This is a genomic window from Streptomyces sp. NBC_00344, assembly GCF_036088315.1.
Taxonomy (GTDB): domain Bacteria; phylum Actinomycetota; class Actinomycetes; order Streptomycetales; family Streptomycetaceae; genus Streptomyces.
On the sequence record NZ_CP107996.1, the window covers coordinates 3,215,186 to 3,231,753 of the forward strand.

General features: G+C 71.7%; 14 protein-coding genes. 2 read left to right on the forward strand and 12 right to left on the reverse strand.

The features are described 5' to 3' along the window. Window positions 1-137 precede the first annotated feature (137 nt). From OHS16_RS14490 to OHS16_RS14500, 3 genes are all read right to left on the reverse strand, one after another. Window positions 138-710: a DUF4352 domain-containing protein gene (locus OHS16_RS14490; RefSeq protein WP_328537614.1), complete on the reverse strand. Its 573-nt coding sequence runs from the start codon at window positions 708-710 to the stop codon at window positions 138-140. Between the two features lie 62 nt (window positions 711-772). Next, window positions 773-2,029, reverse strand: coding sequence for an NAD(P)-binding domain-containing protein (locus OHS16_RS14495; RefSeq protein WP_328537615.1), 1,257 nt, complete (start codon window positions 2,027-2,029; stop codon window positions 773-775). Window positions 2,030-2,049: 20 nt separating this feature from the next. Next, window positions 2,050-3,369 (reverse strand): carboxylate--amine ligase, encoded by a 1,320-nt coding sequence (locus OHS16_RS14500; RefSeq protein WP_328537616.1) that lies wholly within the window; start codon window positions 3,367-3,369, stop codon window positions 2,050-2,052. Between the two features lie 151 nt (window positions 3,370-3,520). Between OHS16_RS14500 and OHS16_RS14505 the strand changes: the two genes are divergently transcribed. Beyond that, window positions 3,521-4,819, forward strand: coding sequence for a glycoside hydrolase family 26 protein (locus OHS16_RS14505; protein WP_443042616.1), 1,299 nt, complete (start codon window positions 3,521-3,523; stop codon window positions 4,817-4,819). 71 nt (window positions 4,820-4,890) lie between these two features. Here the strand turns inward: OHS16_RS14505 and OHS16_RS14510 are convergent, their stop codons facing one another. From OHS16_RS14510 to OHS16_RS14550, 9 genes are all read right to left on the reverse strand, one after another. Beyond that, window positions 4,891-6,051: a GNAT family N-acetyltransferase gene (locus OHS16_RS14510; protein WP_328537617.1), complete on the reverse strand. Its 1,161-nt coding sequence runs from the start codon at window positions 6,049-6,051 to the stop codon at window positions 4,891-4,893. After that, complete coding sequence (locus OHS16_RS14515; RefSeq protein ID WP_328537618.1) at window positions 6,051-6,752, reverse strand: lipopolysaccharide biosynthesis protein; 702 nt, start codon at window positions 6,750-6,752, stop codon at window positions 6,051-6,053. Before OHS16_RS14515 ends, OHS16_RS14510 begins: the two co-directional genes overlap by 1 nt. A gap of 8 nt (window positions 6,753-6,760) precedes the next feature. Then, window positions 6,761-8,023, reverse strand: coding sequence for a glycosyltransferase (locus OHS16_RS14520; RefSeq protein WP_328537619.1), 1,263 nt, complete (start codon window positions 8,021-8,023; stop codon window positions 6,761-6,763). Then, window positions 8,020-8,793 carry a polysaccharide deacetylase family protein gene (locus OHS16_RS14525; RefSeq protein WP_443042617.1) on the reverse strand — a complete coding sequence of 258 codons (774 nt, stop codon included), beginning with the start codon at window positions 8,791-8,793 and terminating at the stop codon, window positions 8,020-8,022. Before OHS16_RS14525 ends, OHS16_RS14520 begins: the two co-directional genes overlap by 4 nt. Further along, on the reverse strand, window positions 8,783-10,507 hold the full coding sequence (gene murJ, locus OHS16_RS14530; protein ID WP_328537620.1) for a murein biosynthesis integral membrane protein MurJ: 1,725 nt from the start codon (window positions 10,505-10,507) through the stop codon (window positions 8,783-8,785). The genes OHS16_RS14525 and murJ overlap by 11 nt, the downstream gene beginning before the upstream one ends. Then, window positions 10,504-11,889: an O-antigen ligase family protein gene (locus tag OHS16_RS14535; RefSeq protein ID WP_443042764.1), complete on the reverse strand. Its 1,386-nt coding sequence runs from the start codon at window positions 11,887-11,889 to the stop codon at window positions 10,504-10,506. Before OHS16_RS14535 ends, murJ begins: the two co-directional genes overlap by 4 nt. Beyond that, window positions 11,886-13,367, reverse strand: a complete 1,482-nt coding sequence (locus OHS16_RS14540; protein WP_328537621.1) for an exopolysaccharide biosynthesis polyprenyl glycosylphosphotransferase — start codon at window positions 13,365-13,367, stop codon at window positions 11,886-11,888. The genes OHS16_RS14535 and OHS16_RS14540 overlap by 4 nt, the downstream gene beginning before the upstream one ends. Continuing rightward, the gene (locus tag OHS16_RS14545) at window positions 13,364-14,542 is read right to left on the reverse strand and encodes a glycosyltransferase (protein WP_328537622.1); all 1,179 of its coding nucleotides are present in this window, start codon (window positions 14,540-14,542) and stop codon (window positions 13,364-13,366) included. Before OHS16_RS14545 ends, OHS16_RS14540 begins: the two co-directional genes overlap by 4 nt. Before the next feature lie 61 nt (window positions 14,543-14,603). After that, window positions 14,604-15,554, reverse strand: a complete 951-nt coding sequence (locus OHS16_RS14550; protein ID WP_328537623.1) for a DUF3344 domain-containing protein — start codon at window positions 15,552-15,554, stop codon at window positions 14,604-14,606. 625 nt (window positions 15,555-16,179) lie between these two features. On the opposite strand from OHS16_RS14550, the gene OHS16_RS14555 reads away from it, so the two are divergent. Next, window positions 16,180-16,479 carry a hypothetical protein gene (locus OHS16_RS14555; protein ID WP_328537624.1) on the forward strand — a complete coding sequence of 100 codons (300 nt, stop codon included), beginning with the start codon at window positions 16,180-16,182 and terminating at the stop codon, window positions 16,477-16,479. Window positions 16,480-16,568: the final 89 nt, after the last annotated feature.

Sequence of the window (16,568 nt, forward strand, 5' to 3'; positions counted from 1 at the left end):
CCGAAGACTGGCGGTCAGCGGGAGAACCGTATTCTTTTATGCCCATCGGTCCCGGTACCGACTCGGCGATCCTTCCGTTCCCGTACTCCTCCCGGCTCACATGTCCCCGGCTCTTCTCCGCCGTACGGGAATGCGGGTCAGATCTGCCAGACCGCCGTACGGCCTCCGGCATTCGCCGCCGCGCTGTAGTGCAGTGACACCGGTTGAGCCGATGAGGGGAGCTCGAACACCAGCCACCCCTCCGCCGAATCCCCGGCCGCCAGTGTCCGCAGCACGAAGGGCGCACCGGTCGTCAGTACACCGCTGCGGACCGGCAGACGCCGGACGCCCGTGCTGTCGATCAGCCAGACGGACCCCGCGGTGGCCGTGTACGCGGCACCGCCGAGATTCACGGCCTTGACCTCGATGCCCAGCCGGCGCAGACCGGCTGCCGGACGCCGCGCGGCCGGCACCGTGATCGCCGGGTCGACGACCGCGTCCGCGGTGACCCTCACGCGCCGGCCGGATCCGTCGCCGTACAGATCGGCCGTGCCGCCGAGCCGCATGTCCCGGCCCGACGGGGCGCTTTCGGCTCCGGGCCCAGGCCTGCCCTTCTCGTTCACCACGGGTGACGTGGCCCGCCGCGCCTTCCCTTGATCGTCATGGACACCCTGACAGGACGTCAGGGCGAGCAGCATTACCGGAAGCACGACCCATTTCAGTCGGTGCACTTGTCCTCCATGGTCCCGACCTTTCGATCATCTGATGTGTTTTCCCTGCTGGTCCGATTGCGTTATCGCACCGTGGCCGGCTCCACCGCGTCGGCCGGAGCCGTCGCCATGGTCGCGGTGGACGACAGTCGCCGGCGTACCCCGCGAACCAGTCGGCCCGCCGTGAAAGTGGCCCCGTAGACAAAGCGCATGGAAGGGCCGAACGAAGGAGCGGCGAGCAGTCCCGCGAAGAACAGTCCCGGATACGACGACTCGAATCCCGCGTTGAGCTCAGGGGACCGGCTGGGGCCGACGGTGCTGAGCGAGTACCGCAGACGGGCGTCGAGCATCTCCAGCCTGCCGAGGTCGGGGCGGAAGCCGGTGGCCGCGATGACATGGTCCGTGTCGACCGTCCGGACCGGGTCCGCGGCGCCGCCCGCGGTAAGGGTCATCCGCACCCGGCCCCCCAGGTCGGTGGCGCTCAGCAGATCGTGCGCCAGGTCCACCGGCACCTGCCGCTCGAAGCGTTCACGAAGCCACCAGGCGCCTGCGGGGCCGAGGGCGGTGGCGGCGATGCGGGCGCGGGTGCTGCCCGGCAGGTGCCTCACCAGCTGCGCGGCCTCGGACCACACCCAGTTGGTCCATCCGGTGCCCAGACCGCTGTGCGGCTCGCGGACCGAACGCAGCAGTCCCCGGCGCAGCGGCTGCGGCGGGGTGTTCCAGTTGAGCCGGCCGGCGCGGGCGACCAGCCGGGGCCGCGCGCCGTGCTCGGCGAGCAGCACCGCGGTCTCCAGGGCGGCCTGCCCCGCGCCGACCACCGTGACGTCCTTGCCGCTGAAGCGGCTCAGATCCTGGTGACCGCTGCTGTGCGAGCAGAGCTCCGCGGGCAGCCCCTTCAGCGCCACCGGCAGGTTGATGAAGGGCATCACGCCGACCGCGAGGGCCACCGTACGGGCGCGGAACCGCTCGCCCTCCGCCGTCTCGATGGAGAACCCCGCGGGGTCGGGGGCGACCCGGGTGACGGTGAGCTCGTCGACCGGAGGGGCCGCCTGCGCGGCGAACCACATCCCGTACTCGGTGAAGGTGCCGATGGCCAGCGGGTTGCCGTGGCTGGGCCGCAGCTCGCGGGCGGCGCAGTAGGTGTCGAGGGTGTGGCGTCCCGAGGGGTCGGAGAGATTGGAGGACCAGGGTTCCGATTTGAGGAACATGCCCTGCGGCATGTGGTCGCGCCACGATGCCATCGGCCTGCCGAGCACCCGGGTCCTCATCCCGGCCGCCGCGGCATGCGAGGCGATGGACAGCCCGTAGGGCCCTGCACCGATCACTGCCAGGTCGTACATGGTTCGGTCCTCGCTCTTTCTCATCTGGACATCGGGGCTCTGTCGAAGGGGTGGGCGGACGGATCGTCGGTCGGGGGGCCCGGGGAGGGGCCGGATGCGGCGGGGACGGCCGCGGACAGTTCGCCGGGCCCGCTCAGCCGGCCGGTCCCCCGGCGCAGCCCCTTGCCGCACCACACCGCTGCCATGGTGAGGAAGGGAGCGATGTCGTCCCTTGCGAACCACGCGTGCTCGACGGGGCCGCGCCGGCCGCCTCCGGGCTTCCCGAAGGGCCAGGGGCGGCCTCCGGACGCCAGTACCGAGAGCAGGGCGTAGTTCTCCGCGACGAACACCCGTCCGGGGCCACCGGAGGGCTGCGGAACCGGACGGTCCGTCAGATGCAGGTGCTGTGCCCTCACGACATCGAGGCCCTGCCGGTCGGTGAAGAGACGGAACTGCGCCCCGGGGCGCGGATTGAAGTCCAGCAGGTGGAAGCTGCCGGTGGCCAGGTCCCGGCGGAAGTCGAGGTCGAGGATGCCGCGGTAGCCGACATGGGCCGCCAGCCGCAGGGCAGCCTGCTGCACCTGCGGATTCGGCTCCCAACGGCCCACCGCGGTAAGCCCGGTCCTGGCAGGCCAGGAGAGCACCTTGCGCCCGGTGCCGCCCATCAGACAGCGGTCCTGATCGGCGAAGTAACCATGGAAGAACCAGTCGTTGTCCGGTCCGTACGGCAGGCAGCGCTGCAGCAGCAGTCTGCTGCCCGCCTCCTCACGCCGCTCGTACAGCCGCACCGCCTCGGACGCCGTGCGCACCAGGGTGGTGCTGCGCAGTCCGGAACCACCGGGGAGCAGCCAGGGCCTGCTCCACTTGGCCACCATGGGCAGCCCCAGCTTCCAGGGCGCGGCCTCGGCCTCCGCGGCGCTTCCCGGGATCACCGTGGGCGGGTGCGGGATGCCGAGCCGCCCGCAGAGACCGGCGAGTTCCGCCTTGTCCGCCACCCGCTCCGGCAGGTCGGTGGGCTGTTCGGGCAGCAGATAGCGCCCCGCGAGACGCGGGGCGATGGCCGCGACATGGATGGCGCTGATGTCATCCATCGGGATCAGTACGGCGCGCTGTCCGATCTGCTCGGAGATCTGAAGCAGCGTCCGGTGGAAGAGGTCCGGTGTGATGCGGCCCTCCGGCCGGATGTGTGACCGGTGCAGATACCGGGACCTGGTGACCGGGCTGTCGGCGGATTCGACGACGGCATGGACCTCGACCCCGGCGCGGCCCAGGGATCTGACGGCGCCGAGGGTGCCGTGGTGCAGGGGGTTCCGGTCGAGTCGGAGAAGCAGGGCCGGCGTCCCGGCGTCGATCGGGGGCATTCACGTCACGTCTTTCACCTGTTTGGAGCTGACTGGGGGTCACGGAATCGCGAATGGCCTACCGCAGCGTGCCCGGGCGGCCCATTAATAGGACTGTTTGGCTAATGGCTGATGACCTAGCCGATTCAGTCGCCTTCAGAAAGAGGAGCCAATGCCTCATCGACGTCGCCGGCTGACAGGCGCCACCATGGGTGCCGTGTCCGCAGGCCTCATCGTGGCCGGTGCGGGCATCGCCTATCCGGCCACGCCGGTCCCTTCCCCTGCCGCGGGCATTCCCTCGGCGCAGTCGCCGGCCGCACAGGTGCCCGTGCCCGGAGCGCCGGCCGCGGGGGCGGCCGCCGGCCAGGCAGCGGCGGCCGCCGCGCAGCCCGCGGTGGGCGCCTTCCTGGACTCCGGCACGATCGGCGTGCAGCGGATGACCGATCTCTCGCGCTGGCTGGGCGGCGCGAAACTGCGGGTCGGCCACACCTACCTGCCGGGTGACACCTGGTCCGGTATCGAGGGCCGGGTCGGCTTTCTGCGCAGCTGGTCCCGGTGGCGGCGCGCCGAGGCCGACCGGATGTTCGTACTCAACGTGCCCATGCAGGAGCACAACGAGGACCGGGTGTCCGACGAAGAGGTCCGCGGGCTCCTCGCGCAGGGCGCCCGGGGCGATTTCGACGAGCACTACCGCAATCTCGCCAGGCGGCTGGTGCGGCTCGGTGTCCCGGACACGGTGATCGTGCTCGGGTGGGAGATGAACGGCACCACGTACACCCACCGCTGCGGCCCCGATCCCGAGGCGTGGAAGACCTACTGGAATCGCATCGTCGCGGCGATGCGCTCCGTCCCCGGGCAGAGCTTCAAGTTCGACTTCACACCCAACCGCGGAGAGGACGCCATCCCCTGGACCCGGTGCTACCCGGGCGACAGCACCGTCGACATCGTCGGCATGGATTCCTACGACCAGCCCCCCGGCACCACGTTCGACGAGCAGGTGAAGGGCCCGTACGGCCTTCAGGCGCAGGTCGACTTCGCCGCCGCGCACAACAAGCAGATCTCCTACCCCGAATGGGGTCTCTTCAGGAACGGCGACGACACCGACTACATGAGCCGCATGCTCGCCTGGTTCGACCAGCACAGGCCGCTCTACCAGACCATCACCGACTACTGCCCGCACGGGGTGTGGCAGTGCGGTGACAACCCCGGTGCCTCGGAGATCTACCGGAGGAGGATCGCCCAGGAGACCGGCGGGACGCCGTCGTCCCGGCCGCCCGAGCCGCCGCCCTCGACCGGCACCGACCCCGGCACGGAGCCGACCGGCCCCGAGCCCGAGCCGTCCGACTCGTACCAGTGGTGCGTTCCCCTTGATCTGGGCGAGTGGCTCGGCCACTGGCAGAAGCCGGAGAGGATCTGCACCCATGTCCCGGTCAGGCTCCGCCACGGGCAGTCGGAGGAGTCGGACGGCTGACGCGTGCGGCGGCCCAGGGCGCTCGGGGAAGCCGGCCGGGCGGGCGGCGGTCCGCGGTGACGGGTTGGTGATCACCGCGGACCGCCGCCCGCCTGCCAGTCGTTCAGCTTCGCACGCCACTGCTGTACCGCGGGCAGCAGCGCGCGGAGCGCCGCGGCACCCCTGTCGCGGGTGGCCAGCTGCGCCGCGTGCAGGTTCAGCAGCGGTGCGAGCGCGAGGGGCGCGAGCAGCAGCCGCTGATTGACGACGGTCGCCGGGCGCCAGTGACTCTTGTACGGCTCGGTCCCGCGCAGCAGGCTGATCACGCTGCGGCCCGACTCGGCGGCGTGCCGGGCATCGCGCCGCAGCAGCATCGTGGCGACATCGACCTTCCTGCTGCGCAGTTCCGGGTCGGCCCCGTACAGATAGCCGCCGGTGAGCTGCGACGACTGCAGCGTCACATTGGACGCGACCACAGCGCCGTTCAGCCGGTACTCGGTCAGTGCCGCGTCACCGTCCCTGACCATGCGCTGGGTGGCGCGGGTCAGATGCTCGGCGAACCGGGGCCTGAGGTGTTCGGGGGTGACCCCGCGGCCACGCCACTGCAGTTCATGCAGGCGCAGCAGCTCCCCGATCGCCGAGGGGACCTCGTGCTCGGCGACGGCGTGTTCCTCGATCTTCAGCGCGTCGAGTTTGCGCAGCTTGGCCCGCACCCGCTGGGCCCTGGACGAGGCCAGCCGCTTCATCAGCTCGTCGATCGGCTCGGCGGGGAGCTCGAGACAGACCGAGTCGTCGAGTCTTCGCCGTACCCCCGGCCAGATATCGAACAGCTCCTCCGCGGCCGCTCCTGGGCGTACCTCCCGCAGATCGATCACCGCATGCCGGGCGGCCAGCCGCAGCCCAGCGGAGAGCGCGTTGAGCGTGGTCACCCGATGGGACGAGGCCACCAGGATGTCGGAGAAGTCGGAGATACCGCCGCCCAGCGGTACCAGCAGCGGCAGCGGCCGGTGGACGAGCATCAGCGGTGCGGCGCCGACCAGTTGCCCGTCGTACCGCACCAGCACCAGCCGCAGCCGGCCCGGCGAGCCGTAGGAGAGCCACCATGAGTGCAGCCAGGAGTGGCTCTGGAACGGAGTGGCCGTGGCGCAGTCGCGGAGCAGAGCCGTCCACTCCTTCTCCAGGTCGGCGAACTGGCCGTCGTCCCGGCAGAGCGTCACGGCGAAGCCCCGCCGGGTCCCGGTGGCCCCGGCCATCAGACGTGTTCCTTCACCTTGACCGCCGTATCGACCGCCTTGGCCGCGGTGTCGGCCGTCCCGGCCGAATCGGCGGCCTGGGCGGGAGCCGGCACGGAAGGACCGCTGACCTGCTGGTCGCGGCGGGGCCGCACCAGAAGCGCCAGGGCGCCGATCAGGCCACCCGCGCAGCCGCCGACGGCGAGGCTGATGGGGGGTGATGGGGAGATGCGCGACGACGGGGCGACGGCCCGCGAGAACAGCACAAGGCGCACCGTGGTGTTGGCAGCCGCCTCGTTTCCGGTGAGGGTGATCGCGTCGGCGACCGCGTTGGCGATCTCGGCGGACGTGCGCGCCCTGGTCGCGGTCCCGGTGATACCGATCATGGGTGAGTCGGGTGATGTCTCCGTCCGCACATGCCGGCCCAGCGTCCTCGCCGGGACACCGGCGGCGCTCCCGGCGTGGACAAGGGTGGCGGTACTGGTGGCGATGCGGCCGTACGCCTGGGCGAAACCCAGCGCGGTCGCCGGGTCGGAGCCCTTCGCGGGCACCGCGACGACATAGGTGGTGGCGGCGTACTGCGGCGGCGCGAGCACACCGTAGGCGGCCCCCGCCGCCGCACCGGTCAGAGCCAGCACGGGCAGCGGCCACCAGCTGAACCTTCTCCGGCGCGGCCGTGAGCGCCGGTCGGTGGAGTGCTCTTCGCTGGGCGAGTCGGACATGGTGTCGCTCACTTCTTCGTTGGGTTTACGGACGACGAGTCCACGGGCACCGGATTCGCGGGCAGGGAACTCCCCGGCGGGGACGTGCGGGGTACGGAGTTCAAGGGGCCGGCACCCGGAGGCGCCGGGCTCTGGGGCGTCGCGGCCGCGGGTCCGGCCGGGAGGGTTCGGGCGGACACCCGGGCATAGACGTCGAGGAGGCCGCTCGCGCTGCGAGCGATGTCGTAGTGGCCGACGACGGGCGGCGGCGGCAGGCGGACCTGCCCCGCCGCCCGCCGGGCCGACAGCGCCTCACGCAGCGCGTCGGCCCGCCCTTCGACGCGCAGGGCGCCGGGCGCGGACGCCGCGGGGAGGTCGTCGATGGCGGGACAGGCGACATGCAGCACCGGCAGACCTGAGGCGAGTGCCTCCACCACGGCGAGGCCGAAGGACTCCTCGGCGGAGGCGGAGACAAAGACGTCCATGGCACTCAGTACGGCGGGCACACTGAGCGCGCCGCCGGGCAACGCGTCGCACTCACCGAGCAGACGGACCCGGTCGCCCGCTCCGAGCCGCCCCGCCAGACGGCTCAGCGCCGCACGCTCGGGCCCGTCCCCGGCCAGCAGCAGCCACGCCCCGGGGACGGCGGCCACCGCCCGCACCAGCAGATCGAACTGCTTGCCGGGTACCAGCCTGCCTACCCCGCCCACCACGAAGGTGTCTTCCGGGACGCCGATCCGCGCCCTGGCCGCGCGCCGCGCCGCGGGGTCGTAGCGGAAGCTGTCCGCGTCGATGCCGTTCGGTACGACATGGATGCGCTGCGCCGGGACACCCCAGGCGCGCAGCCGGTCGGCGACCGTCGCCGATACGGCCACCGTCGCGGTGCCCAGTCGCTCGGTCCGCAGATACAGCGCACGGGTGCCCCGGGTGAGCGGACGGCCCTCGATGTACCGGTCGCCGAGGGAGTGTTCGGTGGCGACCGTGGTACGGACTCCGGCCATCCTGGCCGCGATCCTCCCGTACACACAGGCCCGGTAGAGATGCGTGTGCACCAGGTCGTACCCTCCCCGGCGGATCAGCCGGGCCAGCCTGGGCAGCACGGTGAGGTCGCGGTTGCCGTTCATCTCCAGATGGGTGACGGACACCCCGTCGGCCCGTAGCCCGTGTGCCACCGGCCCCGGGTTGGTGAGGGTGACCACATCGCAGGCGACGGGCATCCGGCGCATCAGCAGCCGCAGTTGCTGCTCCGCGCCGCCGACCCCGAGACCCGTGATGACCTGGAGGACCTTCACCGGTTGCCGCCCCGGGTCAGCTGCCGGCAGCCGTGCAGAAGGCGTTTGGTCCCCAGCCGCAGTGCGCGGTCCGCCTGACTGACGTGGGCGCGGGGCAGCGCGTGTGTGCTGCCGAGCGGGCCGGGGTCGATGGCGCAGCCGTAGGTGTATCCGGCGTTCCGTACCGCGTCGACGGTCCGCCGGTCGACCGTGCCGTACGGATAGCAGAAGCCCTGCGGTGCGATCCCGGTCATCTCGCGGAGCAGCGCACGGCTCCCCCGGGTCTCCTCGCGCAGCACGTCGTCGCTCGTCGCCGTCAGGTCCTGGTGGTACTGGCCGTGCGAGCCGATCTCCATGCCCGCGGCAGCGGCCGCCCTGATACCGGCCTCGGTGAGCAGCGGTTTACGCGGACCGAGCGGGTCCCAGGCGTTCTCGCCGCCGAGCCTGCCGGGCAGCACGAACAGCGTCGCGGTGCACTCGTGGCGCTTCAGCAGGGGCAGGGCGAGCTCGGTGAAGTCGGCGTAACCGTCGTCGAAGGTCAGTCCGACCAGCCCGTGGGCACGCCCCGCCGCACGGGCGCGCAGCAGCGGGCCGACACCGACACCGGTGAGCCCCCTGTGGTTCAGCCAGCGCAGCTGACGGTCAAGCCGCTCGGGGGCGACCGTGATGCCGTAGGGATCGTCCGACGGGTCGCCCACCGAGTGGTACATCAGGATCCAGGGGTGGGTGCCCCGGCCGCGGGGCCCAGGTGCGAGTGGGCTGGCGTCGCACGACGCCGTGTCAGCTGACATGACGGAACCTTTGCTTGAAGAGGTCGAGCAGACCGGCGACTTCAGGGGCGCGCAGAGCCAGCGCCGACAGGGCGAAGACTCCGGGCACCAGCAGGCACCCGAGAACAAGGCTCAGCAGGGCGCCCGGGACCATCGGGGCGGCGAAACGGCCCGCGGCGCAGGCCGCGGCCGCGGCGAGGACCAGCCGGCCGAGGGTGACGGCGACCCGGCGTACGCCGATGGAGACCACCCGGGTGCCGAGACCGCGGAGCAGCAGGGCCGCCGTGAAGGTGATGCCCACCGCGTTGGCCGCGGCGATGCCGTACACCCCCCAGGGGCCGACGGCGAGCGCACCGGCGGCCGCGGTGACGAGCAGCCCGGCGGCCATCGCCGCCGCCGGGTACCAGGTGGGCCGCGACGCGGAGAAGAAGGGCCTGCCCAGCGACCCGACCAGGCAGTGCCCGAGCAGACCGAGTGCGTAGACCCGCATCACGGATGCGGTGGTCGCGGTGTCATCGGCGCTGAACGCGCCTCGCTGGAAGAGGACTTCGACGATCTGCTGCGCATAGGCGACGACCAGCGCCGTACCGAGCAGCACCACCACCCCGGCCAGCGCCAGATCCCGTTCGACCCGGCGGCGGGCCTGGCTCTCGTCCCCGTCCGCCATCGCCTGCGCGACGACCGGGAACGTCACCGTGCAGATCATCAGCGAGAGCACCATCGGCATCTGAGCGACCTTCTGCGCGTAGTTCAGATGCGAGATGGCTCCGGCGGGCAGCGGAGCCGCGAGAAACCGCTCGATCAGCACCTGGGACTGGCGGCAGACGGTGAAGAGCACCACCGGGGCGAGCACCCCGAAGCCGAGCAGGGCGGGACGCGGAGCGGACCGCAGCGGGGTCCGGCGGTGCTTCCCCCGCACACCCGGCGGCGCATCCCCGGCCGGCAGGTGAGCGGCGCCCCGCGACCGGACCCCGCCCACGTGCTTGATGAAGAAGGGAAGTTGGACCAGCACCATCAGCACGCTGCCGATCGCCACGCCGGCCGCGGCAGCGCGAACGCCCCACAGCGAGTGCAGCACCAGCATCGTCGTGACGATGCCCAGGTTGTACGCCAGATAGATGGAGGCCGGCGGCAGGTAGCTGCGATGGGCCCGCAGCGCCGCACTGAAATAGCCGGTGAGGCCGAAGCAGAGGACGGTGACCGCGGTCAACCGGGTGCAGCCGACGGCGAGCCGGGGGTCGGCGATGCCGGGCGCCAGGATCTCCACCACCACCGGCGCGCCCAGCATCAGCACCCCGGTCGTGCAGGTGAGCAGCGCGAGCAGGCGGGGAAGTGTGGCGAGGACCAGGCTGCGCACCGGGTCGGGTGAGTCGCCTGCCGAGCGCCGGGCGAGTGCGTGGCTGAACGCCGGGACCAGCACCAGCGCCATCGCGTCCTCGATCAGCAGCGTGGACGCCATCTCCGGCACGGTCCAGGCGATCAGGAACGCGTCGCTGTCGGTGCCCGCGCCGAAGAGATGCGCGACGGTCTGGTCCCTGAACAGGCCCAGTGCCGATCCGGCCACCGTGAGGGCGGCCGTGACCGCGGCCGCCCTGGCCAGTACCTTCCCCAGCCGCGGCGGCTCGGGGGCCGGGACCGGCGGCGCCGTGGGCGGCAAGAGAGCGGGGGCACCCTGCGGTCCGGCGGCCGCAGTGGTCCCGGCGGGCTGCTCGGTGTCCGTGGTCGTCTCGTTCATACGCTGCTCAACGTCTTCGGCCCGGTCAGCGCCCACCAGGCGACGAGCCCGAACACAATGCCGGTCAGCGCGGTCGAAGGGCCGCCGATGTCGGCGTACAGGAAGTCGACGGTCTGCCAGATCATCAGTCCGGCCGCCATCAGCCCGCAGTCCTCGGCGGAGTGCCGGGACCGGCGTGCGGCGAACAGCCTGCGCACCGACCCCACGAGCAGCGCGGCCCAGCTGCCGGCCAGTGCGGTGATTCCGGTCAGGCCCTGCTCGCTGAGGACCAGCAGATACATGTTGTGCGGGGAGAGCAGCGGCTGCCGCTGAAAGGCCCGGCCCGCGCCCTCGGTGTCACTGCCCGACGAGAGTCCGAGCGACGAGTCCCCGTCGCGGTGAGCGGGGAAGCCCTTGAGGCCCACGCCGGTCGCCGGCTCCGCGCGCCACATGCTCACCGCGGCGGCCCACATGGTGTACCGGTCGGTGACCGACTGGTCGGGGGCGTCGGTGACCCGGGTGATGCTGCTGACCCGTGCCTGGATGAGCTCGGTCCCGATCCCGAACCCGCCGATCAGCACCACCGCGACGGCGACCAGGGTGCACAGCACGCGGCTCGCCGTACGGAGACCGGCGAACAGCACGATCACCAGACCGGCGAGCAGGGTGGCGATCCAGGACCCCCGGCTGAAGGAGAGTGCCAGCGGGACGACCAGAGCCAGGGCCAGGGCGATCGCGGCGGGACGCAGCCGGCGTGCGGCAGCGCCGGCCGGGCGCAGGGCGACGCCGGTGGTGATCACCAGGCCGTACGCGACGACCGTGGCCATGCCCATGACGTCGGTGGGTCCGAAGGTGCCGACCGCCCGGATGTCGGAGCCCATGTAGGAGGCGCCGGTGCGGGTGGCGTACTGGACGACGCCGAAGGCCCCCTGGATCACGGCGAGCACCACGAAGGAACCGGCGAGCACCCGGAAGTCCCGGGCGTCCCTGAGCAGCAGGACCACCGCGGCCGGGACCAGAACGAAGATCTGGACGTAGCGTACGAAGCCCGGCAGCGCCGCGGCCGGGTCACCCGCCGTGACGGTGGCGACCGCGATGCCCACCGCCGGGACGCCGAGCACCACGGCTGCCGCCGGGGTCAGCGGCCGGGTCCTGCGGCGGAGCAGGCGCACCGCGCAGAACACCACCAGGAGCACCGACGCCACGTCGGCGGCGGAGATGTTGGTGGAGGTGCTCGACCCGTTCCCGTACGCGACCGGGTCGGCCAGGAGCAGCACGGGCGCCACCGCCGGTGCGAGCGGCCACCAGTGGGACAGGCCGCGGCGTGGGGGCGTCCCGGTATGTGCCGGCCGGTCGGGAGCGGGGCTGTACCGGGCGGGGCCGGTCAGGAGGGCCACGGTCAGCTTCCCCCCAGCCGGAGGAGAGAGGTCGCCGTGCGGGCCAGGATGCAGACGTCCTGCCAGAGCGACCAGGTGTCGATGTAGAGGTTGTCGAATCGGGCACGGTCCTCGATGGAGGTGTCCCCGCGCAATCCGTTGACCTGGGCGAGGCCGGTGATACCGACCGGCATGCGATGTCTCGCCCGGTAGCCGGGATGCGCACCGGAGAACTTCGCCACGAAGTAGGGGCGCTCGGGCCGCGGCCCGACCAGGCTCATGTCGCCCCGCACCACGTTCCACAGCTGGGGCAGCTCGTCCAGCGAAGTCCGGCGCAGCAGTGTGCCGATCCGGCCCATCCGGTGATCCTGGGCGACGCTCCAGCGGGTCGCCGACTCGTGTTCGTCCGCCGGGCGCAGCGTGCGGAACTTCAGCAGGGTGAAGGGGCGTCCCCCGACGCCGACACGCTCCTGGCGGAAGACGACACCTGGTCCGTCGCAGACCCGCACGGCCAGTGCGCACAGCGCCATCACCGGCGCGGCCACCAGCAGGGCCGGCAGCGCCAGCGAGATGTCGAGCCCGCGCTTGCCCCAGTGCTGTGCCCGGTGTGCGGGAGCCGCGCCCAACGGCCGGACGGCGAAACCCCAGAGGTGATCGACGGGGGCGCCCGCCACCTCGTGGCCCGCCGGGCCGACCAGCCACATCCGTACGCCGTGCTCGGCCAGCAGTTGCAGCAGCCCGGTGTCCTCGGGGCCGGTGCCGGGCCCGAGGAAGAGGGCGTGGCGCACCGAGGTCTGGATGACGGCCCGGCCGATGTCCTCATGGGTGGCCAGTACCGGCAGAACCGGCGGTTCCTGGTCATCGGCATCGTCCGGGGCGGCCGGGCCGGTCCCGACGATGCCCACGGGGCGCATCCCGTAGCCGGGGTGCGCGTACAGCGCGGCGCCGACCTGCTGGGCGGCGGCGCCATCACCGATGATCAGCGTGGAGCGGGTGCGGCGAGCGGCGAGCCACCTTCCGCCCCGGTGGACGAGGGCCCGGCCGGCGCAGCCGATGACGGTCTGCGCGGTCACCGCGGCGGCCAGCACCTGCCAGTCCGGCGCCTGCCGGTCCCCGAAGGACGCGAGTGCCGTGTCGGCGGTGCACCACACGATCAGCGCGTGGCATGTCAGCGCGGGCAGTTCGAACAGCGCCGAAGGCGAGAGCCGGCGTACATGCAGGCCCCGGCGGGTGTGCAGGGCCAGCAGCAGCGCGGCCAGCGGCACGATCAGCACGGCCGGGAGGCGCAGTCCTGGCACCACCGCGATGGTGAGCAGCATCGCGAGCACATCCGCGGCGATCAGCGGGGCTCCTGAACGGCCGCGCCGTGTGAGCGCCCGCCCGGTGAGGGTGTGCCCGGCGTCCGACCGCCGTGGAGGATGGATCGCCGGTGCCAGGGACTGTACGGCCGTTGCCCGGCCGGCGTCCCGGCCGGTGTGGGGAGCTTGGGCGCTGTCCATCGTCATCGGCTGATGCGCTCCCTCATCATCGGTTCGGACAGGCCGAGGAGGCGCCCGTACAGCTCGGAGACGGCGGTGGCGGTGTGCCGCACATCGAAGTTCGCCCGGGCGTGAGCTCCGGCCTGGCGGCCCAGCGAATCCCGCAGCCGCCGGTCCGTCAGCAGCCGTGCCACAGCGCCGGCCAGGGCCCGCGGATCGTCCGGCGGTACCAGCCCGTACCGGTGATGGCCCGGCGGCAGGCTCTCCCGCGCGCCGCTGACATCGGCCAGGACGACGGGCCGCCCGCAGGCCATGGCTTCCAGCGGGGCCAGCGCCATGCCTTCCCAGCGGGAGGGCAGTACCACCACATCGGCCGCCCGGAGCCAGCTGCTGGTGGTGTCGACCGCACCGGCGAAGAGCACACCGGACGGCGCGATCCTGCTGAGCCGTTCCCGGTCGGGACCGTCACCGACCAGCACCAGACGGGCCTCGGGCGCCACCCGGGTGATCTCCGGCCAGGCTCGCAGCAGTACGTCCTGCCCCTTCTGCCGGCAGAGGCGGCCCACACAGACCACGACCGGCCCGGGGCCCGGGGTGCCGGACAGCAGCGGAAGAGTCCGGCGTACCGCTTCGGGGCCCGCGGCGTCGCCCCGGAACTCACTGAGGTCCACACCGTTGCGGATCACCGTCCAGCGGGCCGCGATTCCGGCCTTCTCCCCTGCTCTGCGCTCGGCTTCGCTGACGCAGAGGATGCGCTCGGCCCACCGGGCGGCATACCGCTCCCAGGCCAGTGCGGCCAGGGCGGTCGCGCCACCGACCGCGTCGAAGGACCAGGCGTGCGGCTGGAACACGGTGGGGACGCGCCCGCGTAAGGCGAGCCTCGCCGCCAGGCCGGCCTTGGCGCTGTGCGCGTGCACCACGTCGGGGCTGCTCGCACTGATGAGCCGGGCGGCCGAAACCGTCTCGGCCGCCAGGCCGGGGCCCGGCGCACGGCCGGCTCGCCAGCCGTGGACCTCTGCGCCCACGCCGGCCAGCTCACGGGACAGCGCGGTGCCCGGCGGACAGGCCACCACGGCTCTGATCCCCTCGCGCACCTGCGCCCGCACCAGGTCGGTGACCACGCGGGCGACTCCGCCCTCCACCGGCTGGAGGAGATGGAAAACCGTCAGCCGGCGGTTCGCGGTTCTGATTTTTGACTGCACGTGCGGCTCTCTTTGTGCCTGGCCCGCCGAGCGGGCTCCGAGGAGCGCGGAAAGTTGAGGCTCAGCGCTGAGAATCCGCCTGCACGAAGAGTGCCCCGAGAAAATACCCGCGGTTTTCGGCGGAGAAATGAAAGCCCAGGCTGTCCCCGCCATGGGAGAGAGCCCGCTTCAGGTCGAATACGTCCGAGTCATAACCGAGCGTATTCACATAAGCAGGTTGCCGATCGGTCAGAACGCTGCCGAACTCCGTGATCGTTGAATTCATCACGTTGTTCACCGGGTTGGCCGAATTACTCAGCGGGAAAACCATGCGGCTGCCCGCTGTGACGCTCAGGCTGTCGCCCGTGACGTCGCGGTCACCGTCGTAGGCGACGACACCCACCCGGCCGGCGGCTCCGGCGGGGATACCCAGCCCTGACAGGGTCACCGACCGCCTCGGCAGATCCGCTCCGAGCGCCTCGAAACCGTCCCAGAGCACCAGATGGCGCAGCGGCTGCTGCTCGTTCTCGTAGGCGACGACCAGTGTCCAGCCGCCCCAGGCGCCGACCGCGGACTTCCCCCTGGCGACATTGATCTGCGCCACTGTGTAGATACCGGCACCGCTGTTGCGGACCAGGGGGGTCACGTCGGCCGATGCCTGAAAGGCGTCGCTGCCGTCGGCGGTGCGATGGGCTCCCGCGGTGTCGGCGAGTACCGCCTTGTAATCACCGCCCTGCTCGGCGATGAGTACCCGTCCGTCGTCCTTGGGCGGCTTCTGCTCGCCGACCCGCAGATTGCCGCCCCAGTAGAGCCGCGCGTAACTGACCCGGGAGCCGGCCGGCAGCGTCAGCCGGGCGCGGGTGGAGTTGTAGGTGTTGCGGTCCTTGTCGACGTCGCTGTACAGCATGTCGAAGTCGCTGTTGACGCCGCCCGCTCCGTGCTGGACCTGCGCACACGAGGAGGTCCCGGCGGAGGCCGCGGGCCGGCAGCTGATCGCGGAGTTGGCCGCAGTGGCGATTCCGCCGTGCTGCACCGAGTGATAGCGCTGAGCGAAAGGGACCCGGGCCGCTTCCTGCGGAACGGATACTGCGGGCGCGGAAAGAAGCGTGCCCGAAAGGGCTACACATGACAGTACGCCCACGGCATACCGCACAGCGGGACCCGTCGATTCTCTCATTGACTGGCTCTCCCGTTTCAATAAAAGCGACCAAGCAGTAGTGCACTTTGTCAGAAATCCAGTTGGAAATCACGCAGGACTCGCACGTACCGCCGTTCGGACGTTGCCAGTAAACCGACGGATTTCTCCGCCACACCGGCCTCGGGTCACCAAAAGAGGCCAAGAAAGATCCGAACGGGTGATGGCGTGTATCGCTCGGCTGCCGGCCCGTCGCGACGGCGCCCGCCGCCCTCTCGTCCGGGCCTTCCGGCGGCCGTGACGGACGTCCTGTACGCGGGACCGGCGACCCGGTGCAAGGGCTCAGTGAGCAGGCTCGGTGAACGGGTTCGGCGAACGGGCTCAAGAAACGCGCCGGGCCGGGGTTTCCGTTGCGCGGAGAAGTCGTTAGGCAAGGCGACGGCGGCGCATCAGCATCTCCTTGATGGTGCCGTGGCGCGAGAGTCGCAGCTGTGAACAGCGCCGCCGGAGAAAGGTACGCGAAATGAAGTACTCGAAGGTTGCTGCGGTCGTTGCCGGTTCCGTGATGGCGATGGGTGCCGGTGCGGCCTCCGCCGCCCCCGCGTTCGCCGCGGAGAGCGCGGCCGTGCCGTCCACGGTGCTCTCCGGCGGCCTGGCCAGTACGGCGCAGACGCTGCAGGGTGGCTCGAAGTCACCGGTGTCCACGGTCACCGGTGCGGCGGGCAGCCTGGTGAAGGCCAAGAACGACGCCCCCCAGAAGGTCCTCTCCAGCGCGGCCCACGCCACCCCCATGCTCGGCGGTGTGCAGCTCGGCCAGGGCTGAGTCCCCCTGCCCTGAAATGGCGGTACCCGCACCGGCGGGTACCGCCATTTCCGTCATATTTGACGACTATGTACCCTTTTGCGATGACC